Raw genomic sequence first — 14,822 nt, 5'->3', positions numbered from 1 at the left:
AATCACACGTATCAACCGCGATGTTCATCGCGCGGTCGAATGTCGCTCACCTGACGTTGGTTCTCGTTTACCGGAGTGTCCGTTTGGCAACAGGTCAACGCCCCTGGAATGTGAGCATGCCCGTTCGCGTCCGGCAAATCAATAGCCCAACAGCTATTGGTGTCCGCCGTGTCGTACAACGCGGATTCCGTTATCACGGGCGCGATTTCGGGCACGGCCCGATCTGCGGCCTGGACCCTCTCGCCGACCCGGCCACGCGTCGAGAACAACCGCCCTCGAGCAGGGACGGTTCGTGCGAACCGGACCAGCCCGGTGGCCGTGGACATATCGTCGTACACGGAATCGATTCCACCCCTGGCGAAATAGGCTTCGTGCCAGAATCCGGTGCCGCCGGAATCCCGCAGGAATTGCTGCCACCACTGCCGGTGCGGGTCCGACCGCGTCCACCGTTCCAGGCTCTCCAGATCCCGCCAGTACTGCCGTGCACCCCAGTGCGGCGGCCACAGCGACCACACCACATCCTCGTGTGACAGGAGCCCGTCCGGCATGTCGTGATGTGACCGGTACAGCTTGGGGCCGACGCCCAGCAGCCGCAGGATTCCACGCGGCTTGCGCACGCGCATTCCGAGCAGGATCACGACCAGATCCGGATATTCGGACAGGTCCGCGGTCATTCTCTCCACCCGCATTCGTGACCTCCGCACGTTTCGCTGATCTGTGCGGGACTACGGCGCCGCTGTGCTCGCGGTTCGAAAACGCTCTTTCCTCGTCCTGCCCGAAGTCTAGTCTGCCGTGCGGTGCGCGGCCGGAACGTGGGTGCGGCCCGGCGCGCCCCGCTAGGTGCTCAGCCGCAGTACGGCCGAATTGCCCTGGACGGCAACGATCTTCACGGTCAGGCCGTTCAGGAAGATGGTGCCGCCGACCCCGGTCGACCCGGAGACCGGCAATCCGAACACCGTCGTCGACGCGGTGACCGAGCCCGGGCTGATCTGCCCGATCCGGACACTGTTGATCCGGGAGAATCCGGGAACCGGAATCGTGGTCGGCCCGTCGACCCGGACCTCGCAATTGCCGTTGGAGCAGGCGCCGAGATCGGTCCCGTTCGAGGCCGTCGGCAGCCCGTCCGACGGCTGGTTCGATGCTTTCGAAGACGTAGCTTTGGCCACGGTCGTCTCTCCCGCCGTCGATCCGGTCCCGGCTGGTACCGCCGACCCGCCCGTTTCAGTCCCGCAGCCAGCGCACAACGCCACAACCGCCACTGCCAGGCCGACCCCGGCCGGCCCCACTTTCGCCACCGTGGATATCGGGATTCGCATGCAACCTCCACCATGCTCTCGGACCTACGGACACCGATGATGCGCGACGCGGCGGCCCGCCGTAGTGAAATCCGACTGTTCGCCCCGATTTATCCCCCGTACTGCCCATCCGAGCCGGGCCCGGTCCCCCTATCGGCCCGCGACGTAGTCGCGCAGCCGCTCGACGACCTCATCCGGCCCGGGCATCCGAGCGATCTCCGCCGCGACCGCCTCGGCCGCCTCGCGATAAGAATTGCCCCGTCGCGGCAGCAACCGCGCCGCCCGATCGGCGATCGTGTCCGCGTCGACCTCGCCCGCCCCGAGCTGAATCGCCGCACCCACCGCCTGCAGCGCATCCGCGTTGGCGAACTGGTCGGCCCCCTGCGGCAGGACCAGTTGCGGCACTCCGAAATTCAACGCACCGAGCGTGGTACCGCTGCCCCCGTGATGCACGACGAGATCGGCGTGGGGGAGTAGGCGGGACTGCGGCACCCAGCCGTGAACACTGACATTGCCCGGTAGCGCACCGAGCTCATCCGGATCCAGCCGCCCCGCAGCGACGATGACCTGGGCGTCGAGCCGAGAGAGCCCGGACAAGGCCTGCGTGAGCAGTCCCCGTGTGCCGAACACGGTGCCCAGCGTCAGGTAGATCAGTGGCCGAGACGACGGTATGCCCGGCAACGCGCCGAGTTCCCCCGTCTCCGGGTAAGGAACCGGCCGCAACTCGATCCGTTCCTCTTTCAGAAATTCCTTGTCCTGCAGCGAGACCGGGCAAATATCGATATGCGGCACCCCTTCCACCCCGGCGATCCGCGTCGGCATCTCCAGCCCCATCCCCTCCGGAAACATCCGCCCGAACCCATGCCACACCGCCGGAATCCCCGCCCGCTGCGCCGCAATCGCCGCCCCCGGCACTCCCCACTCATGGATCACCAGATCCGGCCGCAACCGCTCCAAATCGCCCGCAATATCCTCTGCATACATCTCGGAAAAACAATCCCCCGGCCGAAACGCCCCCAACCCATGCCGCCCGATCACCCCGTGCATCCCCGGCCCCACTGCGAAATGCACCTCGCACCCCGCCTCCCGAGCCGCCACCGCCAGCGGCACCAGCGGATACGCATGCCCCACAGTCGCGAGGCTGGCAAACACAAGGCGCATCCCGTCACCCTAGCCCGTCAACCCAAGGTTGACCATCCCCGAAACCCCTGCTGGACACTACTTCTCACAACCTCCGCCCCGGAACATGCGGTCGTGCGTCACCGAAGCATGTTCCGTAGCGATGCCAGACGGCCTGTACCGCAGTCGATTTCGGTGGTCTTCACTTCGTCCTGGACCGCCGCGAGGCTGGCACCGACGCCGCAGGTGATCTCATGTAGGGACTGGCCTTCGGCAGTCACGCGAACTTCGTTGGATTTCTGCCGATCACTACAAGTGTCACCAATTGCATCGAATGCGAACTCGCGATGGTCCGCCTCGCTCGCTGAACGACGCGGCGAATTCGTTGTCCATCAGCCGGATTCGGCGGCACATTCGCTGCAGGGGGTGTAGTCCGTCGTCTGCGTGGCCGAGTGGACGCCCGAGTGGTCCGAAGAATCGACCGCAACCGGCGATGGTGGAATGCGCAACCTCACCAGTCCGGGGCCCCTTCGGAGGGTCGCGCGCTCGCGGGGGACCTTCGGCAACAGCCGCCCTGCGGTGGTCGGTTATGCGGAGGCCGCGGGGATGCTGCTGTGTTCTTTGTCCAGGAGAGCGGTGATGTGACGGTGCAGACCCTGGACGCTTTCGGCGCTGGCTTCGGCGACGAGGGCGCGCTGGGCGGGGGAGAACGGGGAGTCGGGGTGGTAGAGCGTGCGGCGGGTGAACGCGGTGGTGCCCTCGCCGTCCTCGGTGAGCGAGTACTGCAGGCCCGCACCGACGTTGTCGTCGACGATCAGGGAGGACTTGGCGTACTCCTGGTCGACTACGCGCCAGTAGAGATGTTGTTCGCTGCCGTCCTCGAGGCGGCCGTGTTCGTAGATCACATCGTCGACGCGGTAGGGGCGTTCGGTGACGCCGCCGACGTCGTGGCTGGCGACGTGCCATTCGGGCCAGAAGCGGGCCTGTGTGACCAGATCGAAGACGGCGTGGGCGGGGGCGTGGAAGGTGACGGTGTTGCTGTCGCCCACGGTCCAGTCGTCGTACTCGGTACCCATGTCGTAGACCTCCTTGGAAGAAATAGCGCTCTCAAAATGAGAGTACATGCGATATGCAGGTACACGCAAAGTGTAGGCTGCTTGCGCAGAAAGGAGTGTGGGAGTGATGGGTGACGAACGGCGGCCGGGACGTCGAGTGTCGGTCGGTGAGGTGCTCGCGCGTGCGGGCACCGTGCGGGAGGCCTTCGACACCATTGCCAACACCTGGTCGCTACTCATTCTGGTCGCGCTGCGGGACGGCACGCTCCGCTACAACGAGCTCAAGCGCACCGTGGGCGGCGTCAGCGAGCGCAGGTTGTCGCAGACTTTGAAGGTGCTCGAGCGTGACGGCGTGGTGGATCGGAAGCTGGTGCGTTCCATTCCATCTCACGTTGAATACAGCCTTACCCCGACAGGCGAGGCGGTCGTCGACTCACTCGGTGAACTGCTGTCCGCGATTATCGAATTCTCGCCACAGGTCGCAGCCGCACGGCAACGTTACGACGAGAAACATGCCGACGCCGCCCCGGAGGGCTGAATCCGGTTGACTCTCAACATTTCCCATCGGTACGGGCAATCAGCGACAGCAGGCGGGCCGGTGTCGGGCACTTTTCCACACGACGACTGGGTAAAGGTGAATCAGGCAGAAGGTATTGCGCCGCACAATCTTCGGATCATCGAAGTCCTGCCGCAACCGAACACTCCGCCGCATGTCAGATCGGGGGAGTGCCGGAAGATGATGATCCCTGGAGTCGGGATCGACCGTGGTGCCGAGTGTGGGACTCGAACCCACACGTCCTTTCGGACAACGGTTTTTGAGACCGTCGCGTCTGCCAGTTCCGCCAACCCGGCGCACCGGGAAGAAATGATAGCGGGTGGAGGGGAGAAGAGACTAATCGAGGGGGTCGGGGGACTGCCGGGTTGTGATACTGGTCGGTTTGCGCTGGGTACGTGGGTTGTGGGGGCGGGTGAACGGTACTCTTTGGGGTGACTCGATGCGTGCTGGTCCTGCGAGGGTGGCGCAAGGCGAGGTGGCATCGGGTATCGGTATTCGGAAGCGACAGGGGTTCATCTATGGGAACGACAGCAGGGGGCGGTTCGAAGAAGGACGCTGCAGCGTCCGCCCCCAAGCGGGTGGTGGTTGCCGAGGACGAGGCGCTCATCCGGATGGACCTGGTGGAGATGCTCTCGGAGGAGGGCTATCACGTGGTGGGTGAGGCGGGAGACGGTCAGCAGGCCGTGGATCTCGCCGAGGAGCTGCGGCCGGATCTGGTGATCATGGACGTGAAGATGCCGCGTCGGGACGGCATCGACGCGGCGGCCGAGATCGCGTCGAAACGCGTTGCGCCGGTGGTCATCCTGACCGCCTTCAGCCAGCGTGATCTGGTGGAGCGGGCGCGCGACGCGGGCGCGATGGCGTACCTGGTGAAGCCGTTCACCAAGTCGGATCTGGTGCCGGCCATCGAATTGGCCGCATCGCGATTCCACGAGATCGCGGCGCTCGAGAGCGAGGTCGCGAATCTGACCGACCGGCTCGAGACCCGCAAGCTGGTCGAGCGTGCCAAGGGTGTGCTGATGCAGACCCAGGGGCTCTCCGAGCCGCAGGCGTTCAAGTGGATTCAGCGCACGGCCATGGATCGTCGCACCACCATGAAGGCGGTCGCGGAAGTGGTGCTGGAGAACCTCGCGCCGAAGTAAGCCGCATTTGCCGCGTCGTCGCCCTGCTGTTGCCGCTAATGCACTGGAAGAATTAACAGTGCGGTAACAGCAGGGCCTTCTGCTTTTGTTGCGATGTCACATGGATGATTCGAATGTGATGCGGAGCTAACGTGGCGGGGCTATGTTCTGGACGGGCCGATCGATGGGGCGGCCCTCCTCGGTCACCCCGGGGGAGCACAGAACATGAGGTGAATCGTGCTTGGTTCATTGACGCGCACGTCGTCCCTGCGACGCAGTCGCACGGCGCGAGCGGTGGTCATCGGAGCGGCGGCCGTACTCGCGCTGGCGTCGGCGGGATGCAGTAGCAAATCAACGGATAATTCGGGCGGCGGCTCGAATCTGACCATTCAGCCTCTCGTGCAGGTGGATGGCCAGGGCAAGGAAGTTCCGGCGAAGGACACCAGCGCGGCCGCGGATCCGGCCGGCGACGGCAAGGGGAAGTGCGCACCCCAGACGATCGCGATGGCGGGCCCGCTCACCGGTGACAACGCCAACCTCGGCCTGAACATCATCCGCGGCGTGAAACTGGCGCTGGACCAGCACAACAAGGCCAACCCGGGCTGCCAGGTGACGGTCAAGGAATTCGACACCGAGGGCGACCCGCAGAAGGCCACCCAGGTCATCCCGACCATCGTCAGCGATCCGTCGATCGTGGCCCTGATCGGCCCGACGTTCTCCGGCGAGACCAAGGCGACCGGCGCGATCCTCAACCAGGCCAATCTGCTGTCGCTGACGCCGTCGGCCACCAACGTCACCCTCACCACCAACGGATGGAACAACTTCTTCCGTGGCCTGGGTAACGATGGCATCCAGGGTCCGGCCGTGGGCGGATACCTCAAGGGCACCGGCAAGTTCAAGAAGATCTGCGTCATCGCCGACGACTCGGACTACGGCACCGGCCTGGCCAAGACCGTCACCGAGGGCCTGGGCTCGATCGCCGACCCGAGCTGCGCGGCCAACGTGAAGCAGAAGGACAAGGACTTCTCCGCGACGGTGTCCAAGATGGCCTCGGCCAAGCCGGACGGCATCTTCTACGCCGGCTACTACGCCGAGGCGTCCCCGCTGGTCAGCCAGCTGCGCAATGGCGGCGTGACCGCGACCTTCATCTCCGACGACGGCACCAAGGACGTCGAATTCGTCAAGCAGGCGGGCAATGCCTCCAAGGACGCGCTGCTGTCGTGCCCGTGTGGTCCGGCGACGGACAAGTTCACCACCGCTTACAAGGCATTCAACAACTATGACCCGGGCACCTATTCGACCGAGGGCTACGACCTGACCACCATCGTGCTCAAGGGCATCGAGGCCGGTAAGGTCACCCGCCCCGATCTGGTCGATTACGTGCGCAACTACGACGGCCAGGGCCTGGCCCGCGAATACAAGTGGAGCCCCACCGGTGAATTGGCGAACGCTTTGATCTGGATGTACCAGGTCAAGTAGCACTCACTATTCGGAACAGCGTGTGCCGAATCGTTTTCGGCGCACGCTGTTTTCCTCGGACGGCGAAAGTAACGAATGTCTGCACCCGCTCTGGCCGATGTAACCCTCCTCGCGAGCAGTTCCATCGAATTCAATGTCTCCGGCGTAGTCGACCAATTCTGGCGGCTGACCGTCGAAGGTTTGACCTACGGTTCGATCTACGCCCTGGTCGCGGTCGGATACACACTGGTCTACGGTGTGTTGCGCCTGATCAATTTCGCCCATTCGGAAGTTTTCATGCTGGGCATGTTCGGCCAGCTGGTCGGGCTGATGGTCTTCGGATTCGCCGCCAGTGGCGACGTGTATTCCCAGGGCGTCGTCTCGACCGTCATCTATCTCGGCGCCGCCATGGTCTTCGGCATGCTGGTCTCCGGCGCGGCCGCGGTGGGCCTTGAGCGGGTCGCGTACCGCCCGCTGCGCAAACGCGGCGCGAAACCGCTGATCTTCCTGATCACCGCGATCGGAATGTCCTTCGTACTGCAGGAATTCGTGCACTACGTGCTGCCGAAGTTGACCGGCAACAAGCTCGGCGGCACCAATGCGCAGCAGCCGATCGTGCTGGTGAAGCCCACCGAGCAGTTCCAGATCTTCGGCGCCTCGGTCACCAATATCTCGCTGGTGATCGTGCTGGCGGCGATCGCGCTGGCGCTCACCACCGAATTGCTCATCAATAAAACGAAATTCGGCCGCAGCATTCGCGCGGTGGCGCAGGATCCCGATACCGCCACGCTGATGGGCGTCTCCCGGGAGCGGGTCATCATGCTGACCTTCCTCATCGGCGGCGTGCTCGCGGGTGCGGCCGCGCTGCTGTACACGCTCAAGATCCCCAACGGCATCATCTACAACGGCGGATTCATTCTGGGCATCAAGGCGTTCAGCGCCGCGGTACTGGGCGGCATCGGCAACCTGCGCGGCGCGCTGCTCGGCGGCCTGCTGCTGGGTCTGGCCGAGGATTACGGGCAGATTTTGTTCGGCACGCAGTGGCGTGACGTGGTGGCCTTCGTGGTGCTGGTCGGCGTGCTGATGATTCGCCCGACCGGCATTCTGGGCGAGAGCCTGGGGAGGGCACGGGCATGACGACGACGAAACCGGCCCCCGTGCCACAGCATTCGCCCGCCGGACGGGGCGTCGGCGACGCCCTCCGCAACTGGTGGGGCGGGCTGTCCCGTCCCGCGCAGTGGGCGTTCGGCGTACCGGCGGTCATCGTGCTGGCCGTGCTGCCGCTGTTCAAGCTGCCGCTGCTGGACACCCCCGGCACCAGTTTCGGCGGGGTGATGGCGCAGTTCGCCATGTACGCCCTCATCGCCATCGGCCTGAATGTGGTTGTGGGGCAGGCGGGTCTGCTCGACCTGGGATATGTCGGCTTCTACGCCGTCGGCGCGTATTCGGTGGGTCTGCTCACCAGCCCGAACAGCCCGTGGAATCAGACCAACGGCGGCTTCCTCGACCCCAAGTGGGCGTGGCTGGCGTGTGTGCCGATCGCGATCCTGCTGACGGCCATCTCCGGCCTCATCCTGGGTACGCCCACCCTGCGCCTGCGTGGCGACTACCTCGCCATCGTGACCCTCGGCTTCGGTGAGATCGTGCGGCTGCTGGCCGACAATCTGCCCGAGATCACCAATGGCAGCCTCGGGCTGTCGCGGATCCAGTATCCGAAGCTCGGTGAGTCGGACACTCACCCCGGCGGTTACTTCTCCTCCGGCAACCTGGGCGACACGAGCAGCTGGAATCCGTTGGACCGGGCCAACTCCGGCACCTGGTGGTACTGGCTCGGCATCGTGCTGGTGGTCGGCGTGCTGATGCTGGTCGGCAATCTCGAGCGCAGCCGTGTCGGCCGCGCCTGGGTCGCCATCCGCGAGGACGAGGACGCCGCCGAGATCATGGGCGTGCCCACCTTCAAGTTCAAACTGTGGGCCTTCACCATCGGCGCGGCCATCGGCGGCCTGTCCGGCGCGCTGTATGCGGGCCAGGTGCAGTTCATCAACCCGGCCGGATTCAATGTCATCAACTCGATGCTGTTCCTGTGCGCGGTGGTGCTGGGCGGCCAGGGCAACAAGCTCGGCGTGATCGTCGGCGCGTTCCTGATCGTGTACCTGCCCAACCGATTCATGTCGGTGAATGTGGGCGGGCAGTCGCTGGGCGACTACAAGTATCTGTTCTTCGGACTCACGCTGGTGGTGGTGATGATCTTCCGGCCGCAGGGTCTGTTCCCGGCTCGGCAGAAACTGCTCGCCTACGGGCGGCAGGTGTATCGGGCGGTGCGACGGCCGGTGGCGGCCGCGCAGGCGACGGGAGCGGGGCAATGACGGGGCCGGGCGACGCGCTCTTCGACAACGAGGACATGGCGGCCGGGTACGCGGCGCCGGACGTCGAACCCAGCGCGGGCACGCTGGACGTGACCGAGGTGCTGCCGGTCTACAAGGACCACGATGTGGTCGCGGAAGTCGTTGCGCCGCACCGGGAGATCGAGACCGCGATCGGCGCGCCGCTGCTGCGCACCGACGGGCTGACGGTGAAGTTCGGTGGGCTCACCGCGCTGGACGCCGTGAGCTTCGAGATCCGGCGCGGCGAGATCCTCGGGCTCATCGGACCCAATGGCGCGGGCAAGACGACCTGCTTCAACGCCATCTCCGGCGTGTACCGGCCGTCGGGCGGCACCGTCTACTTCGACGGCAAGCCGCTCACCAAGACCAAGCGCAACGAGATCACCCGCCTGGGTATCGCGCGCACCTTCCAGAACATCCGGCTCTTCGGCGAGATGACCGCGCTGGAGAACGTGGTGGTGGGCGCGGACGCCCGGCACCGGACCTCGGTCCCGGGCGCCATCTTCCGCACCGCCCGGCACCGGAGCGAGGAGCGCGACTCGCTCGAAAGAGGCATGGCGCTCCTGGAATTCGTCGGCATCGCCGCACACGCGGTGGAGAAGGCGCGCAATCTGTCCTACGGCGATCAGCGCCGCCTGGAGATCGCCCGCGCGCTGGCGACGGAACCGAAACTGCTGTGCCTGGACGAGCCGGCCGCCGGCTTCAACCCGAGCGAGAAGTCGGCGCTCATGGATCTGATCCGCAAGATCCGCGACGACGGCTACACCGTGCTGCTCATCGAGCACGACATGCGGCTGGTCATGGGCGTGACCGACCGTATCGTGGTGCTCGAGTTCGGCCGCAAGATCGCCGACGGGCTGCCGGACCAGATCCGCCAGGACCCGGCGGTGATCAATGCGTATCTGGGCGTGCCCGACGAGGCGGAGGCCGCGGACAGTGGCGCCGAGCAGACCTCGGCCGCGCCGGACGCCCGCGCGGAGGTGGACCCGGGCAAGCCTGGCGCACAACCGATTCCGGACCTGAGCAAGCCCATCCCGGTGCCGGACGTACCGGAAACCCCGTCCGATCAGCCCCTGCTGACGGTCGAGGACATGGTGGTCAACTACGGCAGAATCCAAGCCCTGCACGGCATCTCGCTGTCGGTCGGCCAGGGCGAGCTGGTGACCCTGCTGGGCGCCAATGGCGCGGGCAAGACCACCACCATGCGTGCCCTGTCCGGCCTGCTGCCGCTCTCCCGCGGCCGCATCATGTTCCAGGGCCGCGACATCACCCGCATGAAGGCCCACGAACGCGTCGTGGCCGGTCTGATCCAGGCCCCCGAGGGCCGCGGCGTCTTCCCCGGCATGACGGTCCAGGAAAACCTCGACATGGGTTGCCACGCACGACCGTTCAAGGCCAAGGCCGACTACACCCACACCCTGGACTGGGTCTACGAGCTGTTCCCGCGACTGCTCGAACGCCGACGCCAGGTGGGCGGCACCCTCTCCGGCGGCGAGCAGCAGATGCTGGCCATCGGCCGCGCCCTCATGGCCCGCCCCCAGCTGCTGCTGCTGGACGAGCCGTCAATGGGCTTGGCCCCCATGGTGATCCAGCAGATCTTCCGCATCATCGCCGACATCAACACCCAGGGCACCACGGTCCTGCTGGTCGAGCAGAACGCCCAGCAGGCGCTGACCCGCAGCGACCGCGCCTACATCCTGGAAACCGGCGAGGTCACCAAAACCGGCGGCGGCCGGGCGCTCCTGCACGACCCCGCCGTCAAGTCCGCCTACCTCGGCGTCGGCTGACGCCCGGGCCCCGAAAAGCATTCGGGCCGGTCACCTTCCGGTGACCGGCCCGAAGCCTTCTGCAGGGGCGACAGGAATCGAACCTGCAACCTGCCGCTTTGGAGACGGCTGCTCTGCCAATTGAGCTACACCCCTTGGCGAGGGCATACGCTACCAGGTAGCCCGGCCGCGATGAAATCGGTTTTGCTGACCTGCGGCGACGGGCCGAGTATGCCCGCTGCCCACGGATGTCGGAGGGGATACCTAGACTCTGTCGGGTGACCCCTGCCTCTACTGATCAGCGTCCTGGTGTTGTGCCCGCATCTGCGTCCGGGGAGCAGCCGACCCTGCTGCTGCTGGATGGGCATTCGCTGGCCTATCGCGCGTTCTACGCGCTGCCGGCGGAGAACTTCAAGACGCAGAGCGGGCAGACCACCAATGCCGTGTACGGGTTCACGGCGATGCTGATCAATCTGCTGCGGGACGAGAAGCCCACGCATGTGGCGGCGGCGTTCGACGTGAGCCGGAAGACCTTCCGGACCGAGGCGTTCCCCGAGTACAAGGCGAACCGGATCAGCACGCCCGACGAGTTCCGGGGCCAGGTGGAGACCACCCAGGAAGTGCTGGGGGCACTGGGGATTCCGGTGATGGCCATCGAGGGATACGAGGCGGACGATCTGATCGCCACCCTCACCACGCAGGCCGTGCCCGAGGGTTTCCGGGTGCTCATCGTGACCGGTGACCGCGATTCGCTGCAGCTGGTCAATGACAACGTCACCGTCCTCTACCCGAAGAAGGGCGTCTCCGAGCTGACCCGGTTCACCCCGGCGGCGGTGGAGGAGAAGTACGGGCTCACCCCGCAGCAGTATCCGGACTTCGCGGCGCTGCGCGGCGACCCGAGCGACAACCTGCCCGGCATCCCGGGCGTGGGGGAGAAGACCGCCGCCAAGTGGGTGCGCGAATACGGTGATCTGGCCACGCTGGTCGACCAGGTGGACAAGGTCAAGGGCAAGGTCGGAGACGCGTTGCGCGCCAACCTGTCCAGCGTCGTGCTCAACCGTCAGCTCACCGAGATGGTGAAGGACGTGCCGCTGCCCTACACCCCGGAGCAGCTGGCCGTGCAGCCGTGGGACCGGGAGAAGATCCACCGTCTGTTCGACGAGCTGGAGTTCCGCGTCCTGCGCGATCGCCTCTTCGACACCCTGGCCCCGGTGGAACCCGAGGCCGAGGCGGGTTTCGAGATCAGCGGCAGCGCCCTCGCGGCCGGTACGGTCGCGGACTGGCTGGCCGAGCACGCCGGAACCGGTGTGCGGCACGGTGTTTCCGTGGTCGGCATCGGTTCGCCGATCAACGGCGACACCCAGGCCATCGCGCTGGCCGCCGCCGACGGCGAGGGCGCCTACATCGACGTGCACACGCTCACCCCGGAGGACGAGAAGGCGCTGGGCGCCTGGCTCGCCGACGCCGAGATCCCGAAGGCGTTGCACGAGGCCAAGACCGCCATGCACGCGCTGCGCGGCCGCGGCTGGCAGCTGGGCGGGCTCACCAGCGACACCGCGCTGGCCGCCTACCTGATCCTGCCCGGCCAGCGCACCTTCAACCTGGAGGACCTGTCGCTGCGCTACCTGAGCCGGGAGTTGCGCGTCGACAATGTCGGCGAGAGCCAGCTGTCGCTGCTCGACGACGAGGAGCAGGTCGACGCCGAGGTCGCCAATGCCCAGATGCTGCGCGCCCGTGCGGTTTCCGACCTCGCCGACGCCTTCGACACCGAACTCGAGCGCATCGAGTCCACCGCCCTGCTGCGCGATATGGAACTCCCGCTGCTGAGCGTGCTGGCCGATCTGGAGGCCGCGGGCATCGCCGTCGACACGGCCCAGCTGGAAGAGCTGCAGCGAGACTTCGCCGACCGCGTCGCCGACGCCGCGAACGCCGCCTACGGTGAAATCGGCAGGCAGATCAACCTGGGCTCGCCCAAGCAGCTGCAGGTGGTGCTGTTCGACGAGCTCGACATGCCGAAGACCAAGCGCACCAAGACCGGCTACACCACCGACGCCGACGCGCTCGAGGGTCTCTACGAGAAGACCCAGCACCCGTTCCTGCAGCACCTGCTCGAGCACCGCGACGCCACCCGGCTGAAGGTGACCGTGGACGGCCTGCTCAAATCGGTCGCCGACGACGGGCGCATCCACACCACCTTCAATCAGACGGTCGCGGCGACGGGCCGGCTCTCCTCGACCGAGCCCAACCTGCAGAACATCCCGATCCGCACCGATACGGGCCGCCGCATCCGCGACACCTTCGTGGTGGGCACCGGGCGCTCCGACGGTGTCACCGCCTTCGAGTCGCTGATGACCGCCGACTACAGCCAGATCGAAATGCGAATCATGGCCCATCTCTCCAAGGACGAGGGCCTGATCGAGGCCTTCAACTCCGGCGAGGACCTGCACAACTTCGTCGCCTCCAAGGCCTTCGACATCCCCATCTCCGAGGTGGATCCGGAACTGCGCCGCCGCATCAAGGCCATGTCGTACGGCCTGGCCTACGGCCTGTCCGCCTACGGCCTGTCCCAGCAGTTGAAGATCAGCGCCGACGAGGCCAAGGTCCAGATGGACATCTACTTCAACCGTTTCGGCGCCATCCGCGACTATCTGCGCGACGCCGTCGAGCAGGCCCGCAAGATCGGCTACACCGAGACCCTCTTCGGCCGCCGCCGCTATCTGCCGGATCTGGATTCCAGCAACCGGCAGCGCCGCGAGGCCGCCGAGCGGATGGCCCTCAACGCCCCCATCCAGGGCACGGCCGCCGACATCATCAAGGTCGCCATGATCGACACCCAGCAGGCGATCCGGGCGGCCGGGCTGAAGTCCCGGATGCTCTTGCAGATTCACGACGAACTCGTCTTCGAGGTCGCTCCCGGCGAGCGCGAGCAACTGGAATCGCTTGCGCGCGAGCACATGTCCAATGCCATCGAACTCTCGGTGCCGCTCGAGGTCTCGGTGGGCGTGGGCCGCAGCTGGGATTCGGCCGCGCACTAGAGAACTCGACACGCACCTGCGAGTTGCGCGACACGCGGACTGCCCGCACCGGACTTCGGTGCGGGCAGTTCTCATTCGTGGGTCCGATCCGGCACTGCGATTTCCGTGCGCGCCACCGCGTGTACGCCTTGTCGGAATTGCCGTGAGCTGGGCATGTTCACCTATCGGATGTCTGCGGGCCCTATGGCGTTTGCTCGCACTCTTTCGCGGGCCCGTGTGGCGCCCGTCGCATATCCGGTGACCTGCGGTGAAGTTACTCGTGGGTCGATTGCGAATATGGTTGCCATTGCGAGGATGCCCCCCTATGCTCGACCTCGTGCCGAATCCCGCCTACAGCCGCAGCGCAGCGCTCGAAGTCGCCGACCGCGACCGCGCCGCGCTCATTTCGCTCACCGCGAGTGTGGCTGGCGCGCGCGTACTCGTAGTTCTCCGCCGTAGCGGGGTCTGAATCGGACCGGCCCCTCGCTGCGGCCGAATGAACTTTTCTTGCTGGTCCCCTCTGTCACTTTCTTCGGAAGAAGTCGGGAAGACCTAGTTCAATGACCATCACCATTGATACCGCCACGTTCATCGCCGCTGCCCCCGCGAGTCTGCGGACCGAGTGCATCGGCCTGACCCCCGCCGAGTTCCACGACCGGTACTGCGCCCCGACGGGCCCGGTCAAGCTCAGCGACTGGACCCCGATCGGTCACCGCGCCGGCACCGCCACCCTGGAGATCGCCGATCACCTGCGCACCGTCGTGGCGACGGGCAGCCCGGTGGCGGCGCTGACCTCGGCCCTCTACGACGAGGGCTACCCGGTGGAGATCCTCGCGTTCCACCAGCGCCGCACCGCGGACGGCATGGCCACCTTCATCCAGTGCGAGTTCAACGGCCGTCGCGGCTGGGGCGCCGCCCTCGCCGACGATCCGGCCGAATCCACCATCCGCGCCATGATCGCCGGCATCAACCGGCTCGGTTCGCACTTCTGAGCGAAGCAGGAACCCGGCCCCGCTGCTGAGGCAGCGGGGCCGGGTTGCGTGAGATGCCGACC

General features: G+C 66.2%; 13 protein-coding genes, 2 tRNA genes and 1 pseudogene. 10 read left to right on the top strand and 6 right to left on the bottom strand.

All coding sequences use genetic code 11. The annotated features are described in order from the left end of the window. Positions 1–11: 11 nt before the first annotated feature. From ACFXHE_RS38550 to ACFXHE_RS38535, 4 genes are all read right to left on the bottom strand, one after another. Positions 12–689 carry a monooxygenase family protein gene (locus tag ACFXHE_RS38550; RefSeq protein ID WP_379389792.1) on the bottom strand — a complete coding sequence of 226 codons (678 nt, stop codon included), beginning with the start codon at positions 687–689 and terminating at the stop codon, positions 12–14. 147 nt (positions 690–836) lie between these two features. Further along, positions 837–1,166 carry a hypothetical protein gene (locus ACFXHE_RS38545; RefSeq protein ID WP_379389790.1) on the bottom strand — a complete coding sequence of 110 codons (330 nt, stop codon included), beginning with the start codon at positions 1,164–1,166 and terminating at the stop codon, positions 837–839. A 279-nt stretch (positions 1,167–1,445) separates the two neighbouring features. Continuing rightward, on the bottom strand, positions 1,446–2,456 hold the full coding sequence (locus tag ACFXHE_RS38540; RefSeq protein ID WP_379389788.1) for a glycosyltransferase: 1,011 nt from the start codon (positions 2,454–2,456) through the stop codon (positions 1,446–1,448). Between the two features lie 545 nt (positions 2,457–3,001). Then, a complete protein-coding gene (locus tag ACFXHE_RS38535; RefSeq protein WP_379389786.1) occupies positions 3,002–3,490 on the bottom strand; it encodes an SRPBCC family protein in 489 nt (162 codons plus the stop codon). Positions 3,491–3,596: 106 nt separating this feature from the next. Here ACFXHE_RS38535 and ACFXHE_RS38530 point away from each other — a divergent pair, with 106 nt between their 5' ends. Beyond that, complete coding sequence (locus tag ACFXHE_RS38530; RefSeq protein WP_379389784.1) at positions 3,597–4,007, top strand: winged helix-turn-helix transcriptional regulator; 411 nt, start codon at positions 3,597–3,599, stop codon at positions 4,005–4,007. A 227-nt stretch (positions 4,008–4,234) separates the two neighbouring features. Here the strand turns inward: ACFXHE_RS38530 and ACFXHE_RS38525 are convergent. Continuing rightward, positions 4,235–4,321, bottom strand: a tRNA-Leu gene (locus ACFXHE_RS38525). A gap of 222 nt (positions 4,322–4,543) precedes the next feature. Between ACFXHE_RS38525 and ACFXHE_RS38520 the strand changes: the two genes are divergently transcribed. From ACFXHE_RS38520 to ACFXHE_RS38495, 6 genes and pseudogenes are all read left to right on the top strand, one after another. Further along, a complete protein-coding gene (locus tag ACFXHE_RS38520) occupies positions 4,544–5,167 on the top strand; it encodes an ANTAR domain-containing response regulator (RefSeq protein WP_213560578.1) in 624 nt (207 codons plus the stop codon). A 246-nt stretch (positions 5,168–5,413) separates the two neighbouring features. After that, a complete protein-coding gene (locus tag ACFXHE_RS38515; RefSeq protein ID WP_379389886.1) occupies positions 5,414–6,625 on the top strand; it encodes a branched-chain amino acid ABC transporter substrate-binding protein in 1,212 nt (403 codons plus the stop codon). Between the two features lie 75 nt (positions 6,626–6,700). Further along, the gene (locus tag ACFXHE_RS38510; protein WP_354846087.1) at positions 6,701–7,741 is read left to right on the top strand and encodes a branched-chain amino acid ABC transporter permease; all 1,041 of its coding nucleotides are present in this window, start codon (positions 6,701–6,703) and stop codon (positions 7,739–7,741) included. After that, positions 7,738–8,970, top strand: coding sequence for a branched-chain amino acid ABC transporter permease (locus tag ACFXHE_RS38505; RefSeq protein WP_379389782.1), 1,233 nt, complete (start codon positions 7,738–7,740; stop codon positions 8,968–8,970). Before ACFXHE_RS38510 ends, ACFXHE_RS38505 begins: the two co-directional genes overlap by 4 nt. Then, positions 8,967–9,968, top strand: a pseudogene (locus ACFXHE_RS38500) (ABC transporter ATP-binding protein); the annotation flags it as partial. The gene ACFXHE_RS38505 and the pseudogene ACFXHE_RS38500, both read left to right, overlap by 4 nt. A gap of 111 nt (positions 9,969–10,079) precedes the next feature. After that, complete coding sequence (locus tag ACFXHE_RS38495) at positions 10,080–10,775, top strand: ABC transporter ATP-binding protein (protein WP_379389884.1); 696 nt, start codon at positions 10,080–10,082, stop codon at positions 10,773–10,775. Positions 10,776–10,837: 62 nt separating this feature from the next. On the opposite strand, the gene ACFXHE_RS38490 is transcribed toward ACFXHE_RS38495, so the two are convergent. After that, positions 10,838–10,910 (bottom strand) — tRNA-Trp (locus tag ACFXHE_RS38490). Positions 10,911–11,032: 122 nt separating this feature from the next. On the opposite strand from ACFXHE_RS38490, the gene polA reads away from it, so the two are divergent. The 3 genes from polA to ACFXHE_RS38475 all read left to right on the top strand — a co-directional run bounded on the left by polA (position 11,033) and on the right by ACFXHE_RS38475 (position 14,760). Then, entirely contained in the window at positions 11,033–13,789 is a 2,757-nt protein-coding gene (gene polA, locus ACFXHE_RS38485) for a DNA polymerase I (RefSeq protein ID WP_379389780.1), read from the top strand. A 304-nt stretch (positions 13,790–14,093) separates the two neighbouring features. Further along, positions 14,094–14,237, top strand: coding sequence for a hypothetical protein (locus ACFXHE_RS38480; RefSeq protein WP_354846095.1), 144 nt, complete (start codon positions 14,094–14,096; stop codon positions 14,235–14,237). Between the two features lie 91 nt (positions 14,238–14,328). Then, positions 14,329–14,760 carry a 2-keto-3-deoxygluconate kinase gene (locus ACFXHE_RS38475; protein ID WP_379389778.1) on the top strand — a complete coding sequence of 144 codons (432 nt, stop codon included), beginning with the start codon at positions 14,329–14,331 and terminating at the stop codon, positions 14,758–14,760. Positions 14,761–14,822 lie beyond the last annotated feature (62 nt).

Origin of the sequence: Nocardia sp. NPDC059229 (assembly GCF_042754165.1) — a bacterium.
Classification (GTDB): domain Bacteria; phylum Actinomycetota; class Actinomycetes; order Mycobacteriales; family Mycobacteriaceae; genus Nocardia.
Note: the sequence above shows the minus strand (reverse complement) of the source record. Positions and strands in the feature narration are given on the sequence as shown.

Coding starts and splice junctions, on each gene's coding strand:
- ACFXHE_RS38530 (WP_379389784.1), top strand. CDS start 3,597: ATGGGTGACGAACGGCGGCCGGGACGTCGAGTGTCGGTCGGTGAGGTG.
- ACFXHE_RS38480 (WP_354846095.1), top strand. CDS start 14,094: ATGCTCGACCTCGTGCCGAATCCCGCCTACAGCCGCAGCGCAGCGCTC.
- ACFXHE_RS38550 (WP_379389792.1), bottom strand. CDS start 689: ATGCGGGTGGAGAGAATGACCGCGGACCTGTCCGAATATCCGGATCTG.
- ACFXHE_RS38510 (WP_354846087.1), top strand. CDS start 6,701: ATGTCTGCACCCGCTCTGGCCGATGTAACCCTCCTCGCGAGCAGTTCC.
- ACFXHE_RS38535 (WP_379389786.1), bottom strand. CDS start 3,490: ATGGGTACCGAGTACGACGACTGGACCGTGGGCGACAGCAACACCGTC.
- ACFXHE_RS38495 (WP_379389884.1), top strand. CDS start 10,080: ATGGTGGTCAACTACGGCAGAATCCAAGCCCTGCACGGCATCTCGCTG.
- ACFXHE_RS38520 (WP_213560578.1), top strand. CDS start 4,544: ATGGGAACGACAGCAGGGGGCGGTTCGAAGAAGGACGCTGCAGCGTCC.
- ACFXHE_RS38475 (WP_379389778.1), top strand. CDS start 14,329: ATGACCATCACCATTGATACCGCCACGTTCATCGCCGCTGCCCCCGCG.
- ACFXHE_RS38505 (WP_379389782.1), top strand. CDS start 7,738: ATGACGACGACGAAACCGGCCCCCGTGCCACAGCATTCGCCCGCCGGA.
- ACFXHE_RS38540 (WP_379389788.1), bottom strand. CDS start 2,456: ATGCGCCTTGTGTTTGCCAGCCTCGCGACTGTGGGGCATGCGTATCCG.